Below are 23,976 nucleotides of genomic sequence, written 5' to 3' on the forward strand. Positions count from 1 at the left end.
GAGGGTCTTTCTTCGAGTTTAATACAAATCGATATGGTCTATACTTTTAGAGAGACTTCCAAGGGGTGAGGGTATGCACCACCGAATTTATACTAGTTTTTTACGATTGCCAACGCTTGTCCGAATATTAACCATGGCCATATTACTCGTTCTATTTTTTGGAATAATGATCCATATCATTGAGCCAGACAGTTTTCCTACTGTCTTCGAGGGAATCTGGTGGGCCATCATTACTACATCTACCGTTGGATATGGAGACTATTCTCCAGAAACCTTTTTGGGAAGAATCGTAGGAATCTTCCTTATATTTATAGGCGCTGGTTTTTTATCCACCTATTTCATTACCCTTGCAACAACGGCCGTATCTAGGCAAAACAATTATTTAGAAGGAAAAGTTCATTTTAGAGGAGATAAACATTTGATTATCATTGGATGGAATGAACGGTCAAAAGAAATTATTCAAACGATACGTACACTCGACCAATTTACAGATATTATTTTAATCGATGAAACCTTAGAATCCAATCCAGTTATGGATGCAAAGGTGCACTTTATTAGAGGAAGAGCTTCTCAAGATCATGTCTTAATAAAAGCAAATATTGCTACAGCCGAAAAGGTCCTTATTACAGCCGACCAACACAAGGATGAGCTTGATGCGGACATGAATACGATTCTTGCGTTACTTACCATCAAAGGTCTAAATCCCAACATTACTGCCATTGTAGAAGTTCTTACCCGTGAACAGATGGAAAATGCGAAAAGAGCTGGAGCTGACGAGATCATTCAATCCAACCGGATGATGAGTTATATTATGACCAATTGCATTTCCACCGATAGAGTTGTATCGAGTTTTGTTGAGGTACTCGATGAACTTCACGGTAGTAGAGTTCACTTCCATCCAAGTAATGACTATGTTTCTCAATCATTTTATACCGCGAATGGGAATTTACTTAAAGATGGAAAGCTTTTAATCGGCATTAAAAGAGGAGAAAACACAATGGTGAATCCTCCTCAAGAAACGGTTATTGAAAAACAGGATGAGTTACTAATTATTGACAGTCTTAGTCAATAAGAATTTGTTCGAGTTCTTGAACGAGTGCCTTACCGATATCTACAAATTTTTCAGGAACGCTTGCGTCTTTATCCACCGGTTCCTGAAACTGGTCAAAGGATGCAGATGCATTCCCAATATATGCATGGTCGTCTAGGTCATCTTGAAACAGATGCGATAGCAAGAATGGTCTTTCAATCGCTACCGTACAATTTCTTGCGTCAAGTTGTCCATCAACGACTCGAAACGGAACCCTTAAAAATTGATACCCTTTTTCATCGTCAATTTTATAATCCAAGTATCCGTGATCATAGTCCCAATTACCGCCAATCGTATAACCAAGCGGCTTCAATAATTGCTCTAGCTTATACAAATCAAAGTGCTTACCTTCAATCTGTGAAGGAATTTGAATCATAGCCATCCCCCTTTTTCTTTTAGTTTCTCACAAAAAAAAGAGTGTTAGTCAAAAGAGAGAAAATCTCTAATGACTAACACTTTTTTAAAAATTATAAACGCTTTTCAAGCTCCGCTTTCTTCTCTTCGAATCCAGGTTTGCCTAATAATGCGAACATGTTCACTTTGTATGCTTCTACACCAGGTTGGTCAAATGGATTTACACCAAGTAGGTAGCCGCTCATTGCACATGCTTTTTCAAAGAAGTATGCAAGGTAACCGAATGTATAAGCATCCATTTGTGGAATCGTCACCACTAAGTTAGGAACTCCGCCGTCTGTATGTGCAAGCAATGTACCTTCAAACGCTTTGTTGTTAACAAAGTCAACTGTTTGTCCAGCAAGATAGTTTAATCCATCTAAATCACTGTCAGCTTCTTCAATGGTTAACTCATGACGAGGATTCTCAACAAGGACAACGGTTTCAAATAGGTCACGACGACCTTCTTGAACGTATTGACCTAAAGAGTGTAGATCAGTTGAGAAGTTTGCAGAAGAAGGGTAAATTCCTTTTTGGTCTTTTCCTTCACTTTCTCCAAACAGTTGCTTCCACCATTCAGCAAAATACTGCAATCCTGGCTCATAGTTAATCAGCATTTCGATCGTTTTTCCTTTGTTGTAAAGAACGTTACGAACTGCTGCATATTGGTATGCTAAGTTTTCTTCTAGCTCAGAGCTTCCGAAATCATCGCGTGCAGCCGCTGCACCTTTCATCATGGCTTCGATATCTGCGCCACTTGCAGCAATCGGAAGTAATCCTACAGCCGTTAGAACAGAATAACGACCACCAACATCATCAGGAATGATGAATGATTCGTATCCTTCTTCAGTAGCTAGCGTTTTCAATGCACCTCTAGCTTTGTCAGTTGTTGCATAAATACGCTTCTTCGCTTCTTCTACTCCATACTTTTCTTCTAAAAGCTTGCGGAAAATACGGAAAGCGATAGCTGGTTCTGTGGTTGTACCAGACTTAGAAATGACGTTAAGGGAGAAGTCCTTTCCGTCTAAAAGATCCATAACGTCTCTCATGTATGTAGAACTAATGTTGTTTCCGATGAAGATAATTTGCGGAGTGCTACGCTTTTCCTTTGGCAATGCATTGTAAAAGCTGTGTTGCAGCATTTCAATGGCAGCGCGTGCACCTAAGTAAGAACCACCAATTCCACAAACTAATAGAACATCAGAGTCTTGCTTGATTTTTTCTGCTGCTTTTTGGATGCGTGCAAATTCTTCTTTGTCGTAGTTAACCGGAAGGTCAATCCAACCTAAGTAATCGTTTCCAGCTCCTGTTGCTTCATGTAATGAATGATGAGCAACTTTTACAAAATCACGTAAATAAGTAACTTCATGTTCCCCAAAAAAACTAAGTGCTTTTGAGTAATCAAAACGAACGTGTGTCATGAATGATCCTCCATTGATTTGTTGTTTACTATATCACTTTATCGAAAGCTGGTTAAGGAATCAAGAACTGTCTACTTATGTAAGCGTAAACATTTTGAACAAATGTGTTAATTGTTAAGAAATGCTCAAAAACCACCTTCTTACCGTAGTATTTCCACCCGATAAAAAATGAAACACGTGCAATTACGAAAATTGCACGTGTTTTATTTTTATAAAGAAGCGCGGTAAATCGCCATGACATCTTCTTTGTTTAACTTTGTAAAGTTTCCGAATTCGCCGTATACCATTGCTTTGTCAGCCATCACTTCGACTTGGCTATCGTCAATCTCGTAGTCCGCCAAGCGTGATGGTGCACCGATGGAGTTCCAGAACTTACGAAGGTGATCAATTCCTTCTAAACCTACTTCCTCGTCTGTTTTGCCTTCTGCATTTACTCCAAATACGCGAACAGCAAGCTTCTTGAAGCGTTCTGGTTTCACTTTCAAGTTATGCTTCATCCAGTTAGGGAATAGAATTGCAAGACCTCCACCGTGTGGGATATCGTATACAGCCGAAACTGCGTGCTCGATATTATGAGTTGCCCAGTCTCCACGGTATCCCATAGAAAGCATTCCGTTTAGTGCCATCGTTCCACTATAAAGAATAGTTGCTCGATGTTCATAGCTTTCAAGATCTTCAAGAAGCTTAGGTGCTGCCTCCATGACGGTAAGTAGTAATCCTTCACACATACGATCCTGAAGTTCTGTGCTTTCAGTTAAATGGAAATAATGCTCCAACACATGTGCCATCATATCCACAATACCGTAAACTGTTTGATCTCTTGGAACCGTATATGTATTGACAGGATCAAGGATAGAAAATTGCGGGAAAGTGACTGGACTGCCCCATCCATATTTTTCTTTTGTTTCCCAGTTGGTTATAACAGATCCTGAATTCATCTCGGAGCCTGTAGCAGCTAAAGTTAGTACCGTACCAAACGGAAGCGCTTCCTTGGCAACGGCTTTTCGAGTCATAAGATCCCATGTGTCACCTTCATACTTCGCACCTGCAGCAATCGCTTTTGTACAGTCGATCACACTTCCACCGCCAACGGCTAATAGAAAATCAATGCCTTCATTTCTGCAGATTTCTACTCCCTTTTTCACGGTAGAGATACGAGGGTTAGGTTCTACACCTGGTAACTCAAATACCTCAATATCTATTTCTTTTAACAATGACAAGACCTGATCATATAGGCCATTTCGTTTAATGCTTCCCCCTCCATACACAAGTAACACTTTCTTGCCATATCGAGGTACTTCAGCCTTCAATTGTTCGACAGTGTCTTTACCAAAAATCAATTTCGTCGGATTAAAAAATGTAAAATTATCCATACTTCATCCTCCTATTCAATCTTTATTATGTTCCAAAAAGAGAGGTAATGCAAAAAAATAGACTCCAAAATTCTTACTATGAAAATGCATAAAAGGGCAGCAACAATCAAACGATAAGATTGTGTAACTTTATATAGTTAAACTATATAAACAAACCATCCTAAGGAGGAAAACAGCATGAGTACCATTCAACGTATTGCACTAGTACTTACCATTATCGGAGCTATCAACTGGGGACTAATTGGATTCTTCCAATTTGACCTAGTAGCAGCTATCTTTGGCGGACAAGGTTCTGCTCTTTCTAGAATTATCTACGGCTTAGTTGGTATCGCCGGATTATTAAATCTTGGCCTCCTCTTTAAACCAAATGAACAAACAGTGAGAGACCCAGAACCAAGACCAACTCGCTAATTTTAAAAAATCCTTGCACCCAAAAAGTGCAAGGATTTTTTTATGAGCTTAATACCTTCTTAATTCGTTCAATCGCCCAGTCAAGGTCTTCGTTGCTAATTACTAGTGGCGGAGCAAAACGAATCACAGTGTCATGTGTTTCTTTACATAACAGTCCTTCTTCTTTTAGCTGCTCACAGTATTTTCTAGCCGGGACGGTTAGTTCTACACCAATAAACAGACCACGACCGCGAACTTCTTTAATGATTGGGTTCTTGATTTCTTGTAATTTGGAAAGAAAATAGCTCCCAAGCTCCTGAGAACGTTCGGCTAACTTCTCTTCCGTCAGTACTTGTAAAGCAGCAATGGAAACCACACAGGCCATTGGGTTGCCACCGAATGTGGATCCGTGTGACCCTGGATTAAAAACACCGAGTACTTCTTTGTTTGCGACGACACAAGAAATTGGGAAAACGCCCCCACCCAGCGCCTTTCCTAAAATATACATGTCTGGTTCGATGCCTTCCCATTCACAAGCAAACATTTTCCCCGTACGAGCCAGGCCAGCTTGAATTTCATCGGCAATAAAAAGGACATTGTTTTCTTTACAAAGATTATAAGCAGCACGCATAAACCCTTCAGGTGGAATGACAATACCCGCTTCACCTTGGATAGGTTCAATCAAGAAGGCAGCCGTATTTGGAGTGATGGCAGCTTTTAATGCTTCGATGATAACTTATGTCCTTCCTCGAGAAAAAACATAAAAAAAGAGGGAGAATTTCTCCCACAGTTTAGTTCCCTTATTATCTTTGTGATTGCTCAATCCACTCTTGTAGCTTATCTTTTAGTGTGTTAAAGCCTTGTGGTGCTTCTGTATCTTGCTTGATAGCAGCTGCAGCTGTACGCTTTCTTGGTTTCTTTGCTGCTGCCTTTTGTGCAGCTACTGGTGCTTCAGGTGCTTCTACAGTCGCACGGATAGAAAGACCGATTTTCCCAGCATTCTCATCGATAGAAAGAACTTTTACTTGAACTTCATCTCCTACTTTAAGATGCTCGTTAATATCTTTAACAAATCCGTGTGTAACTTCTGAAATATGAACTAACCCTTGAGTATTTTCATCAAGTGCAACGAACGCACCGTATGCTTGAATTCCTGTAACTTTACCTGTAACAACACTTCCAACTTCAAATTTCTCTGACATAGAAACACTCCTAAATATAGTTTATTTATCTTTTTTATACGCAATATAAGATTATATCACAATGTCACATCTTATTCAAAATAATTTACTACACAATAGTCCGAAAATATAGTATTATGGGAAAATATCTTTTAATAGTAGGTGGAAAAACAGTAATGAAAACACATGAGCAATGGACATCAAAGATTGGCTTTATTCTTGCAGCAGCTGGTTCTGCAATTGGTCTCGGAGCCATTTGGAAATTCCCATATATGGCAGGAACAAATGGCGGAGGACTCTTTTTCCTTCTTTTTTTATTGTTAACTATATTCATCGGTGCACCGATCCTTATTGCTGAGTTTATTATTGGTAGAAATACACAAAAGGATGCAATCACCTCTTATAAAATTCTTGCTCCTAACTCAAACTGGAAGGTTATCGGATATTTAGGAGTCATCATTTCTGGACTTATCTTGTCTTTTTATAGTGTGGTAGGCGGTTGGATCTTATCTTATCTCATCCGTAGTGTTACTGGCAGTTTATCTGGACTTTCTCAAGACCAGTATGGTTCATTGTTCGGTACGATTATTAGTAATCCTATTGAAGCCATTATTGCACAAGCAGTCTTTATGATATTAACCATTTTTGTTATCCAAGGTGGGGTTCAGCAAGGAATTGAGAAAGCTAGTAAGTACATGATGCCAGCTTTATTTATTCTTTTTATCATACTTGCCATTCGTTCCTTAACTCTTGATGGAGCATCAAAAGGGGTAGAGTTTCTACTTAAGCCGAATTGGAGCAGTCTAACTCCTGACACCATCTTGCTAGCGCTAGGACAATCCTTTTTTGCTTTAAGCGTTGGTATTTCCGTCATGGTTACGTATGCATCTTATCTTTCCAAAAAGGAAAACATTACCAAGTCGGCTTTTTCAGTTGTTGGTCTAAATATATTTATCTCTCTACTTGCTGGGATCGTTATTTTTCCAGCGGTATTTGCACTTGGATTTGAACCTGGGGCAGGACCTGGTTTAGTGTTTGTGGTCCTCCCTGCTGTGTTTAACGAAATGGCATTTGGGGCATTCTTTTTAACGATTTTCCTTGTGCTGCTTTTGTTTGCCACATTAACCTCCGCTTTCTCCATTTTAGAAATTGTTGTAGCGGCTATTGTTAAAGAAAAAACAGAACAGCGCAAACAATGGGCTTGGAAAACAGGTTTTGTAATCTTTATTTTTGGCATTCCTAGCGCCTTATCTTTCGGGGTGTGGTCTGATGTACTTATTTTTGGGAAAACCATCTTTGATTTCGCTGATTTTATCGCAAGTAATATCGGGATGCCGTTAGGAGCCTTTTTAATCTCGATTTTTGTTGGGCACCGGCTTCCGTATAAGCTATTGAAAAGTGAATTAACATTAGGAACCTTCGGGAATATGAATAAGCTGTTTACGATCTGGTATTTCACCATCCGATTTATCGTTCCCGTTGCCATTATCTTTGTATTTTTAAAATCAATTGGACTGTTGTAACTGTAACGAAACGTTCACGATTGGGATCAAATCCTAATCCTAATCGTGATAAAATAAATAATAAGCTATAATCTTTTTCGAAAGGTTGGATGAGCCATGACTGCAATTGGGCACAACATGAAACGCTTTCGGGAAGAACTAGAAATGTCACAGCAGGAGCTTGCTATGAAGATCCGTGTTGGCGCTGCTACGATTGACAAATATGAGTCAGGCATTCAAACTCCTGACACACAAACCATTTTAAAAATATCTACTGTACTTGATATTCCGGTCTCAGAATTGATGCAAGAAGAAAGTCATATATAAATGGTGAGTTAAGCGAGGGAGTTGTTCCTCGCTATTCGTTTGTTTTATTTTGGAGATTATTCCTTATTAGCATAATACTTATATAACATCTTATGGAGGTCATTATGGCAAAGAAAATTGCTTGGGTAACCGATTCGACAGCCAGTTTCTCAGAAAAAGATCAAACTTGGTTACAAGACAATCATATATACGTGGTTCCCCTTTCGTTTACGTTTGGAAACGCAACCTTTAAAGAGGGAGTAGACATAACCACCGAGGAATTTTATGAAATGATGAGTAACTCGGACATTCCGCCTACTAGCTCACAGCCTGCACTAGGGGACTTTATTGACCTTTATACCCAATTAAAAGAAAATTACGATGAAGCGATCATCATCCATGTTTCTAGTGAACTTTCTGGAACGTACTCCACATCCACACAAGCAGCAGAGATCGTCGGTTTCCCTGTTCACCCAGTTGACTCGTGGATTGGTTCTTTTCCGTTAAAATTTTTAATAGAAGAAGGAATCACCTTGTATCATGAGGGTCGCAAGCCTTCTGAGATTGTGAAAGAACTTCTTTCGTTAAGAGAGAAATGCCGCTTGATCTTAATCCCTGCAAACTTAGATCAATTAAGAAAAAGTGGACGAGTCTCCAATTTTGGTTCTATCTTAGGAAATCTTCTACAAATAAAACCATTACTGGCTTTTAAGGAAGGGAAAGTAAATATCGTTGAAAAAATTCGAACGATGAGAAAAGCAGAGCAGGCTCTCATTGACCGCTTGCGTGATGCCTACAATCAAGGTATATACGATCGAATTGGCATTATGCATGCAGGTGAAAAGGAGATCGCGGAAGGGGTACTCGCAAAAATTACGACCGAATTTGAGTCATTAAAGATTGAAGTTCTCCCCTTAATTCCTGTTGCTGGTGTTCATACAGGAGTGGGAACTATTGCTTTGTCATACATTATGAAGGATTAAATAGTTTAAATAAGTAAAGGGTTTCGTTTTGAAGTCGCTTTTTTGTAACGAGCAAAAGCCAAATAAGCGGAGATTTTCCGGTTAGATGCAAAGTGAAGCCTCATTTGGGGGTATATAAGGGGAGGTTTTCCGCTTAAGCAAAGAAAAATCTCTCATTTTCGAATTTTTCGAGCCAATAGGCGGAATCTCTCCGCCTATTTAAGCCTTTTTTAATAAGAATTACTAATTAAGCGGAATTTCTCCGTCTATCAGCTAGGGTGCCTAACCTTATCCACCAACCGATAAGTGCAGAATCTCTTGAAGCTAGAAAAGACGTATGTCCACATGGACATACGTCTTTTAATCAGAAAGCACCCGAAAGCAGAAAATAAGCCCGTTGTCCTTTCTAATGGGGTATTACTTCTCAACAAACCGTTTGATTCGTTTCACCGCTTCTTGTAAATGTTCCATGGATGAAGCGTACGAGCAGCGAATATGCCCTTCCCCGCTAATTCCAAACACATTCCCTGGAACCACAGCTACCTTTTCTTCAATCAATAATTGTTCAGCAAATTGCTCTGATGATAGACCTGTACTTACAATGGATGGGAATGCATAGAAAGCACCACCAGGGATATGGCAGGAAAGCCCGATATCGTTAAGTGACTGAACAAAATAGTTTCTTCGTCTACGATAGCTTTTTTTCATATCCTCTACATCTTCTCTGCCGCCTTTTAGTGCCTCAAGAGCCGCGTACTGCGCCATCGTCGGAGCACACATCATGGCATACTGATGAATTTTTAACATCGCTGCCGTTAGTTCTTCGTTCGCACAAACAAAACCAAGTCTCCAACCTGTCATCGCAAAACCTTTTGAGAAACCATTAATCAGAAGTGTTCTATGCCTCATGCCTTCAATCGCAGCAAAACTAACGTATGGTTCATCATAAGCAAGCTCTGCGTAAATTTCATCCGATAACACGAGAAGGTCATGTTTCTCAATGAATGTAGCAAGCTCAATTAATTCATTTTCACCCAACATCGTGCCGGTTGGATTATTCGGAGAACAAAGCATAATTGCCTTCGTTCGGTCAGTAACCGCTTTTTCTAACTGATGAGTTTGAATTTTAAAATCGTACTCTTCTGTTGCCTGAACCGCTACCGGCTTTCCACCTGCAAGTGAAACTAGTGGTGCATAGGAGACGAAGCTTGGTTCGATGACAATAACCTCATCACCTGGATCGAGAATCGCACGTAAAGCAATGTCTAATGCTTGACTCGCTCCAACCGTAATGATGATCTCGCTTTTCGGATTGTAATCCACATGAAATTGTTTTTTCATATACGAGGACACTTCGTTACGAAGCTCTAATAATCCAGCATTGGCTGTATAAGAGGTATAACCTTGTTCAAGGGAAAGAATGGCTGCTTCTCTTGCTGACCAAGAGGTGACAAAGTCAGGCTCACCGACCCCTAAGGAAATAACCCCTTCCATTCCAGCGGCAAGATCAAAAAACTTTCGAATACCAGATGGCTTAAGGTCTTCTACCGTTTTTGCCAAATAAGATTTTGTCTGTTTCATTATGGTGACACCACAATTCTCTTATCATCGTCTGCTAATGGTTCAAATATGGTCCCATCATGCTTATATTTCTTCAGAATAAAATGGGTAGTTGTTGATAAGACAGAATCGAGAGTTGATAGCTTATTGGAGACAAATCTAGCTACTTCATTCATCGATTTCCCTTCAATAATCACGCTAAGATCATAAGCTCCTGACATAAGATAGACGGACTTTACTTCCTTGAATCGGTATATGCGCTCAGCTACTTCATCAAAGCCTACTCCTCGCTTCGGTGTGACCTTCACATCGATCATAGCCGTAACGCCTTCATGACCATCAATTTTTGACCAATCTACTACAGTTGTGTAATGAACAAGAACTTTCTCTTTTTCAAGCTTCTTAATAAGCTCGTCTGTTTCTTGCAAGCTTAGACCGATCATTTTCGCTACATCCTCAGAGGAAATTCGGGCATCCTTTTCAAGAATTTCTACAACTTCGAGTTCTTTTTCCGAAAGTTTCATGCGTTAACATCCTTTTCTGGTTTATCGCTTAAAATAGTTACATTATAACAAAAATGCGTGAAAAATAATTTAATTTTCAAATTTTATCATCTCTTTTTTTATGATTGTTTTTGTCATAGATGGGTATTCTATGAAAAAACAAAAATGCCAATAAGGGAGTGATTACGAATATGGATGACGCAAGCATCACCGGTACAATCAATATTAACGGAAACGACCTGTATTATGAACATTATAAACATTCTCAAGCAACAGATACACTCTTGCTTATTCATGGGTTTCTCTCGTCTACCTTTAGTTTCCGTAGGCTGATACCTCTTCTTCGTGAGGAATTTAACGTCATCGCCATTGATTTCCCACCATTCGGTAAAAGCGGGAAATCAAAGAAATTCATATACTCGTATGAGAACATAGCCCGTTCCATTATCTCCTTTGTTGAGCATTTACAGATCAAAAATCTATCCATAATTGGACACTCTATGGGAGGGCAGATTGCGTTAAAAATCGCCCATCTCCGTCCTGATTTGGTGGCACGGACGGTTTTATTATGCAGCTCTGGTTACTTAAAGCGAATGAAACTCCCTCTTGTTTTATCTAGTTATCTTCCCTTTTTCCACTTGTATGTGAAAAGACATCTAGCTAAGTCAGGAGTCATGAAAAATCTGGTCAATGTCGTGCATGACCATTCAATGATTGATGATGATATGTTGAACGGATATTTAGTCCCTTTTTTAAAAGGAGATATTTTCCCAGCCTTAACTCGAATGATACGGCATCGAGAGGACGAGCTGGGTGAGTCTGATCTCAATAAAATTGAGACTCCGTGTCTGCTCATTTGGGGCGAGCACGACAGAGTTGTCCCACTCCGGGTTGGGAAACGTTTGAAGCAAGATTTAAAGAACTCCAAGCTCATTGTGTTAAAGGAGACTGGACATCTTGTACCTGAAGAACGACCTGAAATGGTTCACAAGTATATTAAAGAGTTTCTTGTATAAATAAAGCTTCAAGGGAATCTCCGCTTGAAGCTTTTTACAACGAGCAAGAGCTCTCGTTTTTAATGGCTAACAATTCTTCTGCCATGATTGTACATTCAGTTAAAGGAATGCTTTCTTCAAAAGAAAACTCATATATGCTTTGGATTTTTCGTGCTAGCTCTTTTGCTGATGTTAAAACATGTACCGCTTGAATCGTATCTGCAATTTCTGGATCATAGCTGTCTTCCCCATATCCGAGTGGATCCCACTTCATTAGACGCTGTAACAAACTTAAATTCATTTCGAGCATTTCCATGTAAAATCACCTTTTATTTTATCTTTTCGTTCACATATCTTATCATATTACATAGATCAAATAAAATGGAAAAAGGCGAGGTGCTTTATGACTACGTATGATTTTGATAAAGTGATTGACCGAAATAATACTGGATCTGTCAAATGGGGGCTCCTCCACGATGTGTTCGGAAGCAGTGATCTCCATCCGATGTGGGTGGCAGATATGGACTTCCCCCCACCTGCTGAAGTAACAACTGCCATTCGAAAACGATTGGAGCATGAAATTTTCGGCTATACCTTTGTTCCCCCATCAGTTGGAAAAGCCATTCAGGCTTGGGTGAAAACAAGGCATCATTGGGATATTCGTCAGGCATGGATTACATACAGTTCAGGAGTCGTCCCAACGATCAGTACGGCCGTTCGAGCGTTTACATCTGTTGGAGACAAGGTGATGCTTCAATCTCCTGTGTACACTCCGTTCTTTTCCATGGTTGAAAAAAATGAGCGTGTGGTCGTGAACTCCCCATTAAAAAATGTAAATAACCGTTACGAAATCGACTTTGAGGATTTTGAAGCAAAGCTGAAAGAAGGAGTAAAACTGTTTTTATTATGTAATCCTCACAATCCAAGCGGAAGAGTGTGGAAAAAAGAAGAGCTCCTTCAAATCGGTGAACTTTGCAAAAAGTACCATTGCTTAATTTTATCAGATGAAATTCATTCCGATCTTGTATTTGAGGGAAATACACATGTCCCGATTGCAAGCTTAGCGGACTTTGCTGATTTGGTTGTCACTTGTATCGCTCCTAGTAAAACCTTTAATTTAGCAGGGTTACAGGCTTCAGCAGTTATTACGAGCAATCAGGAACTTCGAGACTTATTCCAAGCCGAACAGCAAAAGCAAGGGTTTCACACCTTAAATACGTTTGGCATCGTCGGAATGGAGGCCGCTTATCTTCACGGGGAAACGTGGTTAACCGAAGCACTTGCCTATATGGCAGAAAATATTCGCTATGTTCAGGAGTACCTAGAAGCTGAGCTTCCACAAATAAAGATGATGCAGCCAGAAGGGACGTACTTAATCTGGATGGATTGTCGGGAGCTTGGACTTTCCGATGATGAGTTAAAGAAAGCGCTAATTGAAAAAGGAAAAATAGGACTCGAGCCTGGACCAAAGTACGGTACTGGTGGAGAAGGCTTTGTCCGCATGAATATTGCGTGTTCAAAGGAACATGTGACAGAAGGGTTGAAGCGACTGAAAGCAGCATTATCTTAAAAGTGTGACGGAAGAGTGAGCTCTTCCGTCTTTTTATTAAAAAACGCACACTTTTCGAAAAAAGTGTACGTCATCCTTTGTTTTGCTGCTCACTCATTATTTGGTTCTCTAGTTCTTTTGCTTTCGCTTCTTCTTTTCGTGAAATTCTCACGATAAATCGCATCGTGAAAATACAAAGGATTAAGAAGATGGTAAAAGAAATAGCCGCTGGAATATATTCAGACTTATCTTCAGGGAAATATAGAAACAATGATAAAATAAACCCATCGATCATAACGATCTTCCTTTCTGCAAACAAGCAGTCATTCATGCCTATTATATCAAGGTTCTTACCGATCGTCCAAGGACGATTACTTCAACACTGTAATCTTCTTGATGACAACCTCTTCTTCTGGCTTATCCCCTTCACCAACTGGAGTGGTCGCTATTTTATCCACCACATCCATTCCTTCAATCACCTGACCAAACACAGTATGTGCTTGATCCAGCCATGGAGTACCACCATCTTCATACTGCTTGATCACTTTATCGTTGTAACCAGCCTGCTTCATTTGGTCTACTAAGCCAGGATCGAGGGTTTTATTTTGAACGATAAAAAACTGACTTCCATTCGTGTCCGCACCTGAGTTAGCCATCGATAAGGCGCCTCTAAAATTATAAAGCTGATTAGAGAACTCATCTTCAAATGGATCTCCATAAATGCTTTCTCCACCCATCCCTGTTCCATCAGGATCTCCACCTTGAATCATAAAGTCATTGATCACGCGGTGGAAAATCACTCCTTCGTAATATCCTTCTTCACTATGTGTAATAAAGTTTTCTACAGCCTTTGGAGCTTGTTCTGGGAAGAGCTTGATTTTGATATTCCCCATGGATGTTTCCATTTCAACTAGTCTTTCCTTTTCGCCAACCTCTGTAGTTGCCTGTGGAAGCTCAATATTTTCTTGGTTAGCGGTTTCATTATTGCCTGCATTGTCGTTCGAATTTTCCGTACCTTCTTCATCGCTTGTCCCACATCCAGCAACTAGGAAAACAACGAATAGTAAACTCGCTAAGAATTTCTTCATGTCATCACCCTCCAAAATACTTTGTTTTTCATAATGCTTACGTCATAATTATTATCATATACAGTTCTAGCCCAATTTGAAAGGAGAAACATAAAATGTCCGACATTCAAATCGGTGACAAGGTCACAGCTATCTATAAAACCGGAAAGTATATTGGTGAAGTAACCAACCTCCGCCCAGAGACTATTCTTGTCCGGGTCCTCGCTGTTGTAACTCATCCGACACAAGGAGATTTACATAGCCATAAGGATGCAGATGTTCCTCTTTTTCATGAAAGACGAGCACTTGCTTACCGAGAACAAGCCAATATCCCTGCCAAAATGGTCAAGCCCTATTCAGACGAAATTCCTGACTACAAAGAGTCACTAAAAGGGGCGATTCAAAAATTAAGAGAAAAGTTATCTGGCGATGACTCCCTGTGGGCTAAAAAGAGCCTTGAAAATATTTCAACACTTGAGAAAGAATATTTTTAACAAAGGCTCTTTTCCAAAACAACAAACTTTACGAAAACAGCCTTAACACATAAAAGCCAAATCCAATATGAGGGATTTGGCTTTTTATGCGAACTTATTAAGTACTTGGGAGAAATCAATGCGGTCACCAATCGTGGTTGGTGCATGTCCTTGAAGGTACTTTTTATCCTTCTCAACTAGACGAAAAATATTGTATGTGGTTAATGCATCATCCAGTGCTTTGTGGTGCTTGCCCGTTCCTTCTTTGCCATACTCTTGCACCGCTTTCCATAAGCCCGTTTGATTTTGGTCTCCGAAGAATCGCTTGTACTCCATCGATAAATCGAGTTCTTCGCCTTTTAAAGGAAAAGGTAGACCGGCTTGTTCACAGTTATTGCGAAGAACCCTCATGTCCATATTCCCCCACGTAACGATGGTAAGGTCTAATGATGGGGAACTTAACTGCTCAAACTTTTTCACAAGATCTGTAAAACTAATGCCAGAATTGACTTGCTCCTGTGAAATTTTCAAAAATGATTTACAGCGGTCCGATAGCATAGGGAAACGGTTAGGAGTGACATACGAAGAAAATTTCTCGCAGATTTGGTCATTTACAACCGACACAATGCCAGCCTCAATGATTTCTGGGTAAAAACCTTTAAACCTCTCAGATCTCTCAGGCATCGTAAACTCAAAATCAATAAATAAATACTGATGCTCCTTCCTCATCTTACGTACCCTCTTTCCTCCTTTGACTATCACTACCATTATATGAAATAACCATTCCAAAAAATGAACATGAATGTTTTTTTATTATATCATGTTTTTTGATAATTTTTTCATTTTTCTGTTAATTCATTCAAATAAAGTACGAAAAGGAATATCAGCCCAAAAATATGCTATAATTTCCATAAGCTAATATTTAGTAAAACGAAATAATAACCATAAGAAGGTGTTTTTGCTTTGTATCAAAAAAGAAATTTGCTACCCAGTTATGGCAGCTTGTGTTGTTCCGTTTTATGTTTGGAATGGTGGTTGGGGGAATCATTCCTTGTATGACTGCTTATATCCGACAAGTCGCTCCCCTCTCCATCCAAGGGGAGGTATTAGGCTATAACGTAAGCTTTCGATTTTTAGGAAACGTCATTGGACCTGTAATGGGTGGACTTATTTCGGGGTGGTATAATATCTCAACTGTCTTTTTTGTCACTAGTGCTTTATTCCTTGCAGCTTTTGTCTTATTATGGTGGAGTGTAAGAAAAACAGGAACACTGCTATCTTCATCATAATTTTTTCATAGAAAGGGAATCGGCCAAACATGAAAGCAGCAACTGGTTATTTGTTTATTATCCTGCTTCTCCCCGTCTTTTTCCTGCTTGCCTATTTTTCTAGTAAAGAGGTACGCTCTTTTGATACTTTCGATCATGTGATAGAAAACCAGATTCAGTTAGATAAAACCAATCTATCACAAACAAGCTTGGTCAAAGATCGCAATGGGGAAATCGTTTTAGAATGGTATAGCACGGTAAATCGGAGCATCTTACCATCTGAGGACATTCCGGAGCTATTGCGTGAGGTGTTTGTTCTATCAGAGGATCAGCATTTTTATGAGCATATTGGCTTTGACTTAACAGCCATGGGCCGTGCCCTTACGATCAATATTCAGTCAAACGGGATTGAGCAGGGAGCAAGTACGATTACACAGCAACTCGCTCGAAATTTATATTTAACTCATGAGCAATCCTACAATCGAAAGCTTAGTGAAATTCTTTACGCCTACAAGCTAGAGAAAACTTACTCAAAAAAGGAAATCATAGATTTATATATTAATTCTATTTATTTTCAAAATGGGGCCTACGGAATTGAAGCGGCGGCTACGCATTACTTTAGCCGTGGAACACTAGAACTCACAAAAGCAGAGTTGCTTTTTCTCGCTGCTGTTCCGAACAATCCGACTTATTATGATCCATTAACACATTTCGATCGTACAAAAGCGCGTCAAGAACGTCTCATCGATTTATTAGTGAAAAAAGACAAGCTGACCGCTTCAGAAGCAACAGAAATTAAAAATTCACCTATCAATCTAACTGTGCATGAACGAGTTGATCAAGCACCAGATTACATGAACTATGTTCAAAATGAATTATCACAGTTAATTGCCCTTTCCGAAGGATTAACTGACGAGGAACAAATTAACAATCGGGTAAAAGAAGTGCTAGCTTCCGGAATTAGTATTGAAACGTCATTAGACCAAAGTCTACAAAATCGAGCAAAAACAGCGGTTAGTGATAACCTACCATTTATTGACGTGGAAGGATCTGTCGCCGTCATTGACCATACGAATGCACAGATCCTCGCACTTGTTGGAGGAAAAAACTATCAAAAGGGTGAATTCAATCGATCATTCCAAGCTTATCGTCAGCCTGGTTCATCAATTAAACCATTACTCGTTTACGCTCCTTATTTACAAGAGACACAATCCTCTTTATCTAAAACAGTAAATGCAGGAGAGCTTTGCATTGGTAACTATTGCCCTGAAAACTACGGTGGAAAAGTATATGGAAATGTAACGCTTGAACGTGCGTTTGCCAACTCATACAATACACCTGCTGTAAGACTGTTAAACGAAATTGGTGTAGAAACGGGCTTTCGATATCTTACATCCTTCCCTTTTAAGAAATTAGTAGCAGAGGATCATGTATTACCAGCTGCCGTTGGTGGTTTTACGTACGGAATGTCACCATTAGAGCTAACAGGAGCTTACACTTCCTTTTATGATGGAGGGTACCAACAGCCTCGTGCGATTCGTAAGGTAACCGACTTACAAGGAAACGTTCTTTACGAGTGGAAGGAAGAGAAAAAACAAGTCTGGTCAGCTGAAACCGTCAACCGCATGCGCAGTCTGTTATCTGAAACGATTTCCTCTGGAACCGCCCGTAAAGCCCACATATCACGAGCAACATACCAAGGCGGAAAAACAGGAACAACAAATAATTACCAAGACTACTGGTTTGTTGGTTTAACAGATACGCTAACGGTTGGGGTTTGGGTCGGAAGAGACATGCCATCCAGCATTGAAAATATTGAGCAATACTCTCCACATCTTTATATATGGAAAGCGATTATGTCGCAGTAACAAAAATCCCGGATAAGCTCCTTCAAATGGGTTTACATGACAAAAATAAGCGGAGATTTTTCGGTTAAACTCCAGATTAGAGCTGATTCAGAGGAAATAAGGGGAGGTTTTCCGGTTAAGCAAACCAAAATAGCCCATTTTAACGTTTTTCGAGTTAATAGACGGAATCCTTCCGTCTATTTTGACTATTTTCAGTGTAATTTTCTATTTAAGTGGAAATTCTCCTCTTATTTTTTAAAACCCGCTTTAGCAGCATGCATCTCACAAGAAACCCCGGATGACTTTCTTCATCCGGGGTTCTTTATACTGGTAAACTAGCAACAATGCTGTTGTAAACTTTTAACGCAATAAATACGACACCTAACACGAGCGTTGACCAGGTTAGCACCTGAAAGAAAATCAGCCCAATAATACCAGACAGCGAAAGCTTCGAGCTTACCTTATACACAAAAAACACAAAATAGCTTATCGTTGTTACAACAAAAACGAAAGCCAGTATCGTTACATGGGCAGAGCCTAAAAGAGATAGTACTGAGCCAGAAAAATAAATAATCGCCCCCGCACGGACATCCTTTAAGCTTTCCCCATTAAAATCCTTCGAGAAGAAAAGCAAAGAAAGCTGATTGATGGTATCTGCAATTAACTTTAATGCCGCAAAAACCATAAAAAAGACAACCATCAATAAGATAAGTAACGCCAGCTTAATTCCACTTCTAGAAAAGAATTCTAGCATTCCTACATAAATGCCGGTAGCATTTAAAAATTTAAAAAGATGCACCTCAACTAGCATCGCAAAGGACAAGCTAAATAATAAAATTGATACCAAAGGAAAGTAACTAGTTAAATACGTATTTTTCATTGAATTCTCCACATATGATTTTGTCTTCCATTATTATGAAAGATAGGAGAACAGATTACAAGTCTTTATGGCCTTTCAATTCTTACATACTCTCTTGCCTTAAACATACGATACTTCTTTTTCTGAATATCTAGTCCTGGGTCAGTGGTATAGATTTGCACCACTTCACCCTCCTCATCAGGACTATAAAATTCACGCTTATCTTTTTTATCTAATGCCCATGCTAAGGACACTAAGAGGAGAAAAATGGACAAAGATGCTAGTATTTTCTTTTTCATCCTCACACCTCACTTTAAAATTATTTTGAGGATAAAAGTCTGATTTTATTCAAAAAAAATAAAAAAATTTTCACCATTTGATCTGCGTTTCTACCTATTTATTAGTTTTGCTTCAAGTAAGGGATGTTGTGCGCTTGAGGCATGCAAGGTCTGTTTTTTTACGTTATACTTTTTTATATGGCTGTTTCCGTAAAAGAAAGAGGAAGCATGTTCGGAGAAAATTATGGAAATAGTAATAGGCAGTATTACTTTCATAAAACAGTTATTACTTACATATAAAGAGGGGGTTTTGTTTTGTCTTTGCTACACTTGGCCATTGTTTCACCTCTATTGCTTGCGGTCATCATACCTACCTTTTCCAAAAGCATTAGACAGATTCATACGGGGTGGTTTGTACTACCCTTACCAGTTGTATTATTTATCTATTTTCTTTCGTTTATCGGTACCACTTCGCACCAAGGTACGGTATATGAAAGCTTCGAGTGGATTCCTTCTCTTGGCATTAATTTTGCTGCTAAAGTAGATGGACTTGGACTGCTCTTTGCCTTGCTTATTTCAGGAATTGGGGCTTTAGTTGTTCTTTATTCGATCTATTATTTAGCAAAGGATAAGGAACAGCTCGGCAGCTTCTATGTGTATCTTCTTTTATTTATGGGAGCTATGCTTGGTGTGGTCTTATCCGATAATTTAATCGTTATGTACGGTTTTTGGGAGCTCACTAGTATTTCTTCCTTTTTACTTATCGGTTACTGGTATCACCGTGAAAAGTCGAGATATGGTGCACAAAAGTCTATGTTAATCACCGTTTTCGGTGGACTTGCCATGCTAGGAGGCATCATCCTCCTATACCTCATGACAGGAACCTTTAGCATTTCAGAAATTGTTGCGCAATCGGACGTTGTGTTAGATCACAACTTGCTTATTCCAGCCATACTCTGCTTTTTACTTGGTGCTTTTACTAAATCAGCTCAGTTTCCATTCCATATTTGGCTACCTGATGCAATGGAAGCACCAACGCCTGTTAGTGCCTATCTTCATTCGGCTACCATGGTTAAGGCGGGTATTTATCTTGTTGCTAGAATGAGTCCTGTGTTTGCTGAATCACCTGTTTGGCTCTGGCTTGTTGCAGGGTTCGGTATTGTCACATTGTTCTGGGGTTCTTTTTCAGCTGTCAAACAGACAGATTTAAAGAGCATACTTGCCTTCTCTACCGTAAGCCAATTAGGTTTGATTATGTCTTTATTAGGTGTTGGTGCTGCTGCTCTACACTATGATGGAATAGACGATAATGTGTTTACCGTGGCAACAACAGCCGCTGTTTTCCACTTAATTAATCATGCTACCTTCAAAGGAAGCTTGTTCATGGTTGTAGGAATTGTTGATCATGAAACGGGAACACGTGATATTCGGAAGCTTGGCGGATTGATGCATTTGATGCCAATTACCTTTACGCTGGCAATTATCGGTGCGTTTTCTATGGCTGGCTTGCCACCATTTAACGGATTTTTAAGTAAAGAAATGTTCTTTACCGGCATGGTGAATATTTTAAAATTGGACCTTTTCTCTTTAAGCACTTGGGGATTATTATTTCCTGTCCTCGCTTGGATCGCCAGTGTATTTACGTTCATATATAGCATGAAGCTCGTCTTTAGAACGTTTACTGGCAAATACAAACCGGAAGGATTAAAGAAGAAGCCGCATGAGGCACCACTTGGGATGCTCATTTCACCAGTTGTACTCGGCTCTTTAGTCATCATTTTTGGATTATTTCCGAATATCCTTTCGCATAATTTAATTTCACCGGCGATGGCTTCTATCTTACCTAGCCTGCTTTCTCCAGGAGATATTTTTGACGTTCATATCTATTTCTGGCATGGACCAACCATCGAATTATTTATGACCATTGGGGTTGTGGTTCTGGGGATCATTCTGTATTTGACGTTACCGAAATGGGAAAGAACCTATGACTTACTTCCTGAAAAATTAACCTTAAACAAGCTGTATGACAAGGGACTAGAAGCGATTCAGTCTGGGTCGTTTAAGCTGACCAGATTTTATATGAATGGCTATATCCGGACGTACTTGGTTTATATTTTCGCCTTTTTCATTCTGATTTTAGGCTACACACTTTATAAGAAAGACGCGTTTGTGATCGATACCGCAAATGTATCTAGCATTGGCTTTTATGAGCTGGTTCTTTCCTTGCTTATCGTCGTAGCCACCATTACCATTTTGTTTGCTAAATCAAGACTCACCTCTATTATTTTACTTGGAGCAGTTGGGTATACGGTTGCCCTTTTCTTTGTCGTTTTCCGTGCGCCTGATTTAGCACTTACTCAGCTGGTGATTGAAACGGTGTCAGTCGCACTGTTTCTACTTTGTTTCTATCATTTACCGAAATTCAAAAAGGAAGAATCAAAAATTCCTTTTAAACTTACAAATGCTATTATTTCTATCGGAGTGGGTGCGATTGTCACAGCCATCGCCCTTTCCGCCAATAGTACAAAGCTTTTTGACTCTATCTCTCAATTTTACGTAGACAATACGTATATCCGAGCTGCAGGAAAAAATATGGTTAACGTCATTCTCGTTGACTTCCGTGGCTTTGATACACTATTTGAAATTTGTGTACTTGCGATTGCCTCACTTGGTATTTTTGCAATGATTAAACTACGTCTAACAAGGGGGAAAGAAGGATGAGAACGAATGACCTCATTCTACAAACCGTAACAAAAGTGATTTTGTTCATCATTCTCCTCTTCTCTATTCATCTTTTCTTTGCTGGACATTATTATCCGGGTGGAGGATTCATTGGAGGATTGATGACCGCAGGGGCTCTAGTACTCTTGCTCCTAGCGTTTGATATGAAGACGGTAGCTAATATATTACCCGTCAACTACCGTATTATGACAGCAATTGGGCTTCTTTTTTCCATTGGAACTGGAGCTGGTGCATTGCTGTTTAATGTTCCATTTTTAACTCATGCATTTAGTGATGTCTACTTGCCTCTCCTTGGCAAAACATCTTTGCATACAGCAGTGTTGTTTGATATCGGTGTGTATCTTGTCGTTATCGGTGTCACAATGACCATTATTCAAACAATAGGGGAGGACGAATAATGGAAATCGTTATGGCGTTTGTAGTTGGTATTATTTTTATGGCAGCCACTTATTTAATGCTTTCTAAAAGTTTACTTCGAATTATTATCGGAACGGGACTATTAAGTCATGGCACACATTTATTGGTTTTAACGATGGGAGGCCTAAAGAATGGTGCTGCTCCCTTACTTGGAGAACATGCTGCCCAGTACAATGATCCATTGCCTCAGGCATTAATATTAACGGCTATCGTTATTGCCTTTGGTGTTACTTCCTTTTTTCTAGTATTAGCTTATCGTGCGTACCAGGAGCTAGGAACGGACAACATGGATCGCTTGAGAGGGACGAAGATCAATGAATAATTTGCTTTTATTACCTATACTGATTCCGCTTTTAACAGCGGTTATACTAATCTTTCTGAATCGCTTTACGATCGCCTCTAGGTGGGTGTCGGCTCTATCACTATTATCCACCGTATTTGTGTCGGTTCTCCTTTTTCAAAAGGTACGAGCAGATGGAATTCAAACATTGAACTTAGGAAACTGGGAAGCACCTTTTGGGATTACGTTAGTATCTGATATGCTATCTGCCCTTCTTGTTTTGACAACAAGTGTGATTGCATTCGCTTGTTGTCTCTATTCCTTCCGAGCAATTGGAGAGGAAAGAGAAAAGTTCTACTATTATTCTATTTTGCAATTCCTAATTGTCGGGATTAATGGTGCATTTACAACAGGAGATATTTTCAACCTTTTCGTCTTCTTTGAAGTGATGCTAATGAGCTCCTATGTGCTATTGGTCTTGGGGGGAACAAAGGCGCAGCTTCGCGAATCGGTGAAATATATATTAGTGAATATTATCTCTTCTTCGTTGTTTGTTATTACCGTTGCTTACCTATATTCAGTGGTTGGAACGCTAAATATGGCACATATCTCCACAAGAATTGCAGAAGTGGGACAGCCTGGTATTTTAACAGTCATTGCCGTGTTATTTTTAATCGTTTTCGGCTTAAAAGGAGCCATTTTCCCTCTTTATTTCTGGCTACCTGGTTCGTATTACGCTCCTCCTGCACCTGTTTTGGCGTTGTTCGGTGCCCTTTTAACCAAGGTTGGGGTCTACTCTATCATGAGGACGTATACACTCTTTTTCCCTCATGACCCTGGCTATACTCATGAGCTGTTAGGGGTACTTGCCGTCATTACGATAATTGTCGGCATTATAGGAGCCTTAGCGTACTGGGATATTAAAAAGATTATTATATATAACATTATCGTTGCCGTTGGTGTAATTTTGTTTGGGGTTTCGGTAAATACAACCGAATCTTTGACAGGTGCGATTTTTTATTTAATTCATGACATGCTGATAAAAGCCGCATTATTCCTGCTTGTTGGAGTCGTTATTGCGATCACAGGAACAAGCAACTTAAAGAAAATCAGTGGATTGATTAAAAATTATCCATTACTAGGATGGATGTTCTTACTATCTGCCCTTGCTTTAGCTGGAATTCCCCCGCTCAGTGGCTTTGTCGGTAAGCTGTTGATCATTAAGAGTGGTTTTGGCGCAGAAGCCTATTGGGGTGCTGGAATTGTGTTAATGTCGAGTCTCCTTGTTCTATTTTCTGTTATGAAAATTTTCATTAATGGATTTTGGGGCATTCATCGCACTTACGAAAAGGAAGAAAAAGCTCCTGTTAGCTGGTTGCTTATCTCTCCCGCTATTTTAGTGATTATTTCTGTGTTGTATGGAGTTGGAGCGGAGCTTGTTTACCCGTATATTTTAGAAGCTGCGGAAACATTGGCTAATCCTTCCACCTACATCAATGCCGTCATGAAGGAGTGATAAC

Annotated in this window: 25 protein-coding genes and 2 pseudogenes; 14 read left to right on the forward strand and 13 right to left on the reverse strand. The window is 39.6% G+C overall.

Annotation, left to right across the window (positions count from 1 at the left end):
* The first annotated feature begins 40 nt into the window (after window positions 1-40).
* Window positions 41-1,072 (forward strand): potassium channel family protein, encoded by a 1,032-nt coding sequence (locus MKX65_RS19805; RefSeq protein ID WP_340906333.1) that lies wholly within the window; start codon window positions 41-43, stop codon window positions 1,070-1,072.
* Here the strand turns inward: MKX65_RS19805 and MKX65_RS19810 are convergent.
* The 3 genes from MKX65_RS19810 to MKX65_RS19820 form a co-directional block, all read right to left on the reverse strand.
* The gene (locus MKX65_RS19810) at window positions 1,062-1,466 is read right to left on the reverse strand and encodes a YugN family protein (protein WP_160546202.1); all 405 of its coding nucleotides are present in this window, start codon (window positions 1,464-1,466) and stop codon (window positions 1,062-1,064) included. The genes MKX65_RS19805 and MKX65_RS19810 overlap by 11 nt on opposite strands.
* Before the next feature lie 91 nt (window positions 1,467-1,557).
* Window positions 1,558-2,904, reverse strand: coding sequence for a glucose-6-phosphate isomerase (locus tag MKX65_RS19815; RefSeq protein ID WP_119709749.1), 1,347 nt, complete (start codon window positions 2,902-2,904; stop codon window positions 1,558-1,560).
* A gap of 209 nt (window positions 2,905-3,113) precedes the next feature.
* Entirely contained in the window at window positions 3,114-4,277 is a 1,164-nt protein-coding gene (locus tag MKX65_RS19820) for an iron-containing alcohol dehydrogenase (RefSeq protein ID WP_340905243.1), read from the reverse strand.
* 177 nt (window positions 4,278-4,454) lie between these two features.
* Here MKX65_RS19820 and MKX65_RS19825 point away from each other — a divergent pair, with 177 nt between their 5' ends.
* Window positions 4,455-4,688 carry a DUF378 domain-containing protein gene (locus tag MKX65_RS19825; RefSeq protein WP_160546205.1) on the forward strand — a complete coding sequence of 78 codons (234 nt, stop codon included), beginning with the start codon at window positions 4,455-4,457 and terminating at the stop codon, window positions 4,686-4,688.
* Window positions 4,689-4,728: 40 nt separating this feature from the next.
* Here MKX65_RS19825 and MKX65_RS19830 read toward each other — a convergent pair.
* Window positions 4,729-5,397, reverse strand: a pseudogene (locus MKX65_RS19830) (aminotransferase class III-fold pyridoxal phosphate-dependent enzyme); the annotation flags it as partial.
* Between the two features lie 73 nt (window positions 5,398-5,470).
* Complete coding sequence (yugI, locus tag MKX65_RS19835) at window positions 5,471-5,869, reverse strand: S1 domain-containing post-transcriptional regulator GSP13 (RefSeq protein ID WP_340905244.1); 399 nt, start codon at window positions 5,867-5,869, stop codon at window positions 5,471-5,473.
* 155 nt (window positions 5,870-6,024) lie between these two features.
* Here yugI and MKX65_RS19840 point away from each other — a divergent pair, with 155 nt between their 5' ends.
* The 3 genes and pseudogenes from MKX65_RS19840 to MKX65_RS19850 all read left to right on the forward strand — a co-directional run bounded on the left by MKX65_RS19840 (window position 6,025) and on the right by MKX65_RS19850 (window position 8,639).
* Window positions 6,025-7,371: a sodium-dependent transporter gene (locus tag MKX65_RS19840; protein WP_340905245.1), complete on the forward strand. Its 1,347-nt coding sequence runs from the start codon at window positions 6,025-6,027 to the stop codon at window positions 7,369-7,371.
* A gap of 96 nt (window positions 7,372-7,467) precedes the next feature.
* Window positions 7,468-7,659: pseudogene (locus MKX65_RS19845) on the forward strand (helix-turn-helix domain-containing protein); the annotation flags it as partial.
* Window positions 7,660-7,781: 122 nt separating this feature from the next.
* Entirely contained in the window at window positions 7,782-8,639 is an 858-nt protein-coding gene (locus tag MKX65_RS19850; RefSeq protein ID WP_340905246.1) for a DegV family protein, read from the forward strand.
* A 396-nt stretch (window positions 8,640-9,035) separates the two neighbouring features.
* Here MKX65_RS19850 and MKX65_RS19855 read toward each other — a convergent pair whose 3' ends face one another.
* Both MKX65_RS19855 and MKX65_RS19860 read right to left on the reverse strand, forming a co-directional pair.
* Entirely contained in the window at window positions 9,036-10,199 is a 1,164-nt protein-coding gene (locus MKX65_RS19855; protein WP_340905248.1) for an aminotransferase, read from the reverse strand.
* Window positions 10,199-10,702, reverse strand: a complete 504-nt coding sequence (locus tag MKX65_RS19860; protein WP_160546212.1) for an Lrp/AsnC family transcriptional regulator — start codon at window positions 10,700-10,702, stop codon at window positions 10,199-10,201. The genes MKX65_RS19855 and MKX65_RS19860 overlap by 1 nt, the downstream gene beginning before the upstream one ends.
* A gap of 170 nt (window positions 10,703-10,872) precedes the next feature.
* On the opposite strand from MKX65_RS19860, the gene MKX65_RS19865 reads away from it, so the two are divergent.
* Window positions 10,873-11,697, forward strand: a complete 825-nt coding sequence (locus MKX65_RS19865) for an alpha/beta fold hydrolase (RefSeq protein WP_340905250.1) — start codon at window positions 10,873-10,875, stop codon at window positions 11,695-11,697.
* Window positions 11,698-11,731: 34 nt separating this feature from the next.
* Here the strand turns inward: MKX65_RS19865 and MKX65_RS19870 are convergent, their stop codons facing one another.
* Window positions 11,732-11,992, reverse strand: a complete 261-nt coding sequence (locus tag MKX65_RS19870) for a DUF1871 family protein (RefSeq protein WP_340905251.1) — start codon at window positions 11,990-11,992, stop codon at window positions 11,732-11,734.
* Window positions 11,993-12,079: 87 nt separating this feature from the next.
* On the opposite strand from MKX65_RS19870, the gene MKX65_RS19875 reads away from it, so the two are divergent.
* Window positions 12,080-13,246: a MalY/PatB family protein gene (locus MKX65_RS19875; protein ID WP_340905252.1), complete on the forward strand. Its 1,167-nt coding sequence runs from the start codon at window positions 12,080-12,082 to the stop codon at window positions 13,244-13,246.
* 70 nt (window positions 13,247-13,316) lie between these two features.
* On the opposite strand, the gene MKX65_RS19880 is transcribed toward MKX65_RS19875, so the two are convergent.
* Both MKX65_RS19880 and MKX65_RS19885 read right to left on the reverse strand, forming a co-directional pair.
* On the reverse strand, window positions 13,317-13,520 hold the full coding sequence (locus tag MKX65_RS19880) for a hypothetical protein (protein WP_160546216.1): 204 nt from the start codon (window positions 13,518-13,520) through the stop codon (window positions 13,317-13,319).
* A 76-nt stretch (window positions 13,521-13,596) separates the two neighbouring features.
* A complete protein-coding gene (locus tag MKX65_RS19885) occupies window positions 13,597-14,313 on the reverse strand; it encodes a peptidylprolyl isomerase (RefSeq protein WP_160546217.1) in 717 nt (238 codons plus the stop codon).
* 95 nt (window positions 14,314-14,408) lie between these two features.
* Here MKX65_RS19885 and MKX65_RS19890 point away from each other — a divergent pair, with 95 nt between their 5' ends.
* Complete coding sequence (locus tag MKX65_RS19890; protein WP_340905255.1) at window positions 14,409-14,786, forward strand: kinase-associated lipoprotein B; 378 nt, start codon at window positions 14,409-14,411, stop codon at window positions 14,784-14,786.
* A gap of 84 nt (window positions 14,787-14,870) precedes the next feature.
* Here MKX65_RS19890 and kapD read toward each other — a convergent pair whose 3' ends face one another.
* The gene (kapD, locus tag MKX65_RS19895) at window positions 14,871-15,494 is read right to left on the reverse strand and encodes a 3'-5' exonuclease KapD (protein WP_160546219.1); all 624 of its coding nucleotides are present in this window, start codon (window positions 15,492-15,494) and stop codon (window positions 14,871-14,873) included.
* 215 nt (window positions 15,495-15,709) lie between these two features.
* On the opposite strand from kapD, the gene MKX65_RS19900 reads away from it, so the two are divergent.
* Window positions 15,710-16,054, forward strand: coding sequence for an MFS transporter (locus tag MKX65_RS19900; RefSeq protein WP_340906334.1), 345 nt, complete (start codon window positions 15,710-15,712; stop codon window positions 16,052-16,054).
* 29 nt (window positions 16,055-16,083) lie between these two features.
* Entirely contained in the window at window positions 16,084-17,901 is a 1,818-nt protein-coding gene (locus MKX65_RS19905) for a transglycosylase domain-containing protein (protein ID WP_340905256.1), read from the forward strand.
* A 301-nt stretch (window positions 17,902-18,202) separates the two neighbouring features.
* Here MKX65_RS19905 and MKX65_RS19910 read toward each other — a convergent pair whose 3' ends face one another.
* A complete protein-coding gene (locus tag MKX65_RS19910) occupies window positions 18,203-18,760 on the reverse strand; it encodes a DUF5366 family protein (RefSeq protein WP_340905257.1) in 558 nt (185 codons plus the stop codon).
* 65 nt (window positions 18,761-18,825) lie between these two features.
* Window positions 18,826-19,038, reverse strand: coding sequence for a hypothetical protein (locus MKX65_RS19915; protein ID WP_340905259.1), 213 nt, complete (start codon window positions 19,036-19,038; stop codon window positions 18,826-18,828).
* Window positions 19,039-19,332: 294 nt separating this feature from the next.
* Here MKX65_RS19915 and MKX65_RS19920 point away from each other — a divergent pair, with 294 nt between their 5' ends.
* Genes MKX65_RS19920 through MKX65_RS19935 form a run of 4 tightly spaced genes read left to right on the forward strand, consistent with a single transcriptional unit; the run spans window position 19,333 to window position 23,972 of the window.
* The gene (locus MKX65_RS19920; RefSeq protein WP_160546223.1) at window positions 19,333-21,738 is read left to right on the forward strand and encodes a Na+/H+ antiporter subunit A; all 2,406 of its coding nucleotides are present in this window, start codon (window positions 19,333-19,335) and stop codon (window positions 21,736-21,738) included.
* Window positions 21,735-22,157 (forward strand): Na(+)/H(+) antiporter subunit B, encoded by a 423-nt coding sequence (locus tag MKX65_RS19925; RefSeq protein ID WP_160546224.1) that lies wholly within the window; start codon window positions 21,735-21,737, stop codon window positions 22,155-22,157. The genes MKX65_RS19920 and MKX65_RS19925 overlap by 4 nt, the downstream gene beginning before the upstream one ends.
* On the forward strand, window positions 22,157-22,498 hold the full coding sequence (locus tag MKX65_RS19930; protein WP_160546225.1) for a Na(+)/H(+) antiporter subunit C: 342 nt from the start codon (window positions 22,157-22,159) through the stop codon (window positions 22,496-22,498). The genes MKX65_RS19925 and MKX65_RS19930 overlap by 1 nt, the downstream gene beginning before the upstream one ends.
* The gene (locus MKX65_RS19935) at window positions 22,491-23,972 is read left to right on the forward strand and encodes a Na+/H+ antiporter subunit D (RefSeq protein WP_160546226.1); all 1,482 of its coding nucleotides are present in this window, start codon (window positions 22,491-22,493) and stop codon (window positions 23,970-23,972) included. Before MKX65_RS19930 ends, MKX65_RS19935 begins: the two co-directional genes overlap by 8 nt.
* Window positions 23,973-23,976 lie beyond the last annotated feature (4 nt).

This window comes from Robertmurraya sp. FSL R5-0851, from assembly GCF_038002965.1.
GTDB lineage: Bacteria > Bacillota > Bacilli > Bacillales > Cytobacillaceae > Robertmurraya_A > Robertmurraya_A beringensis.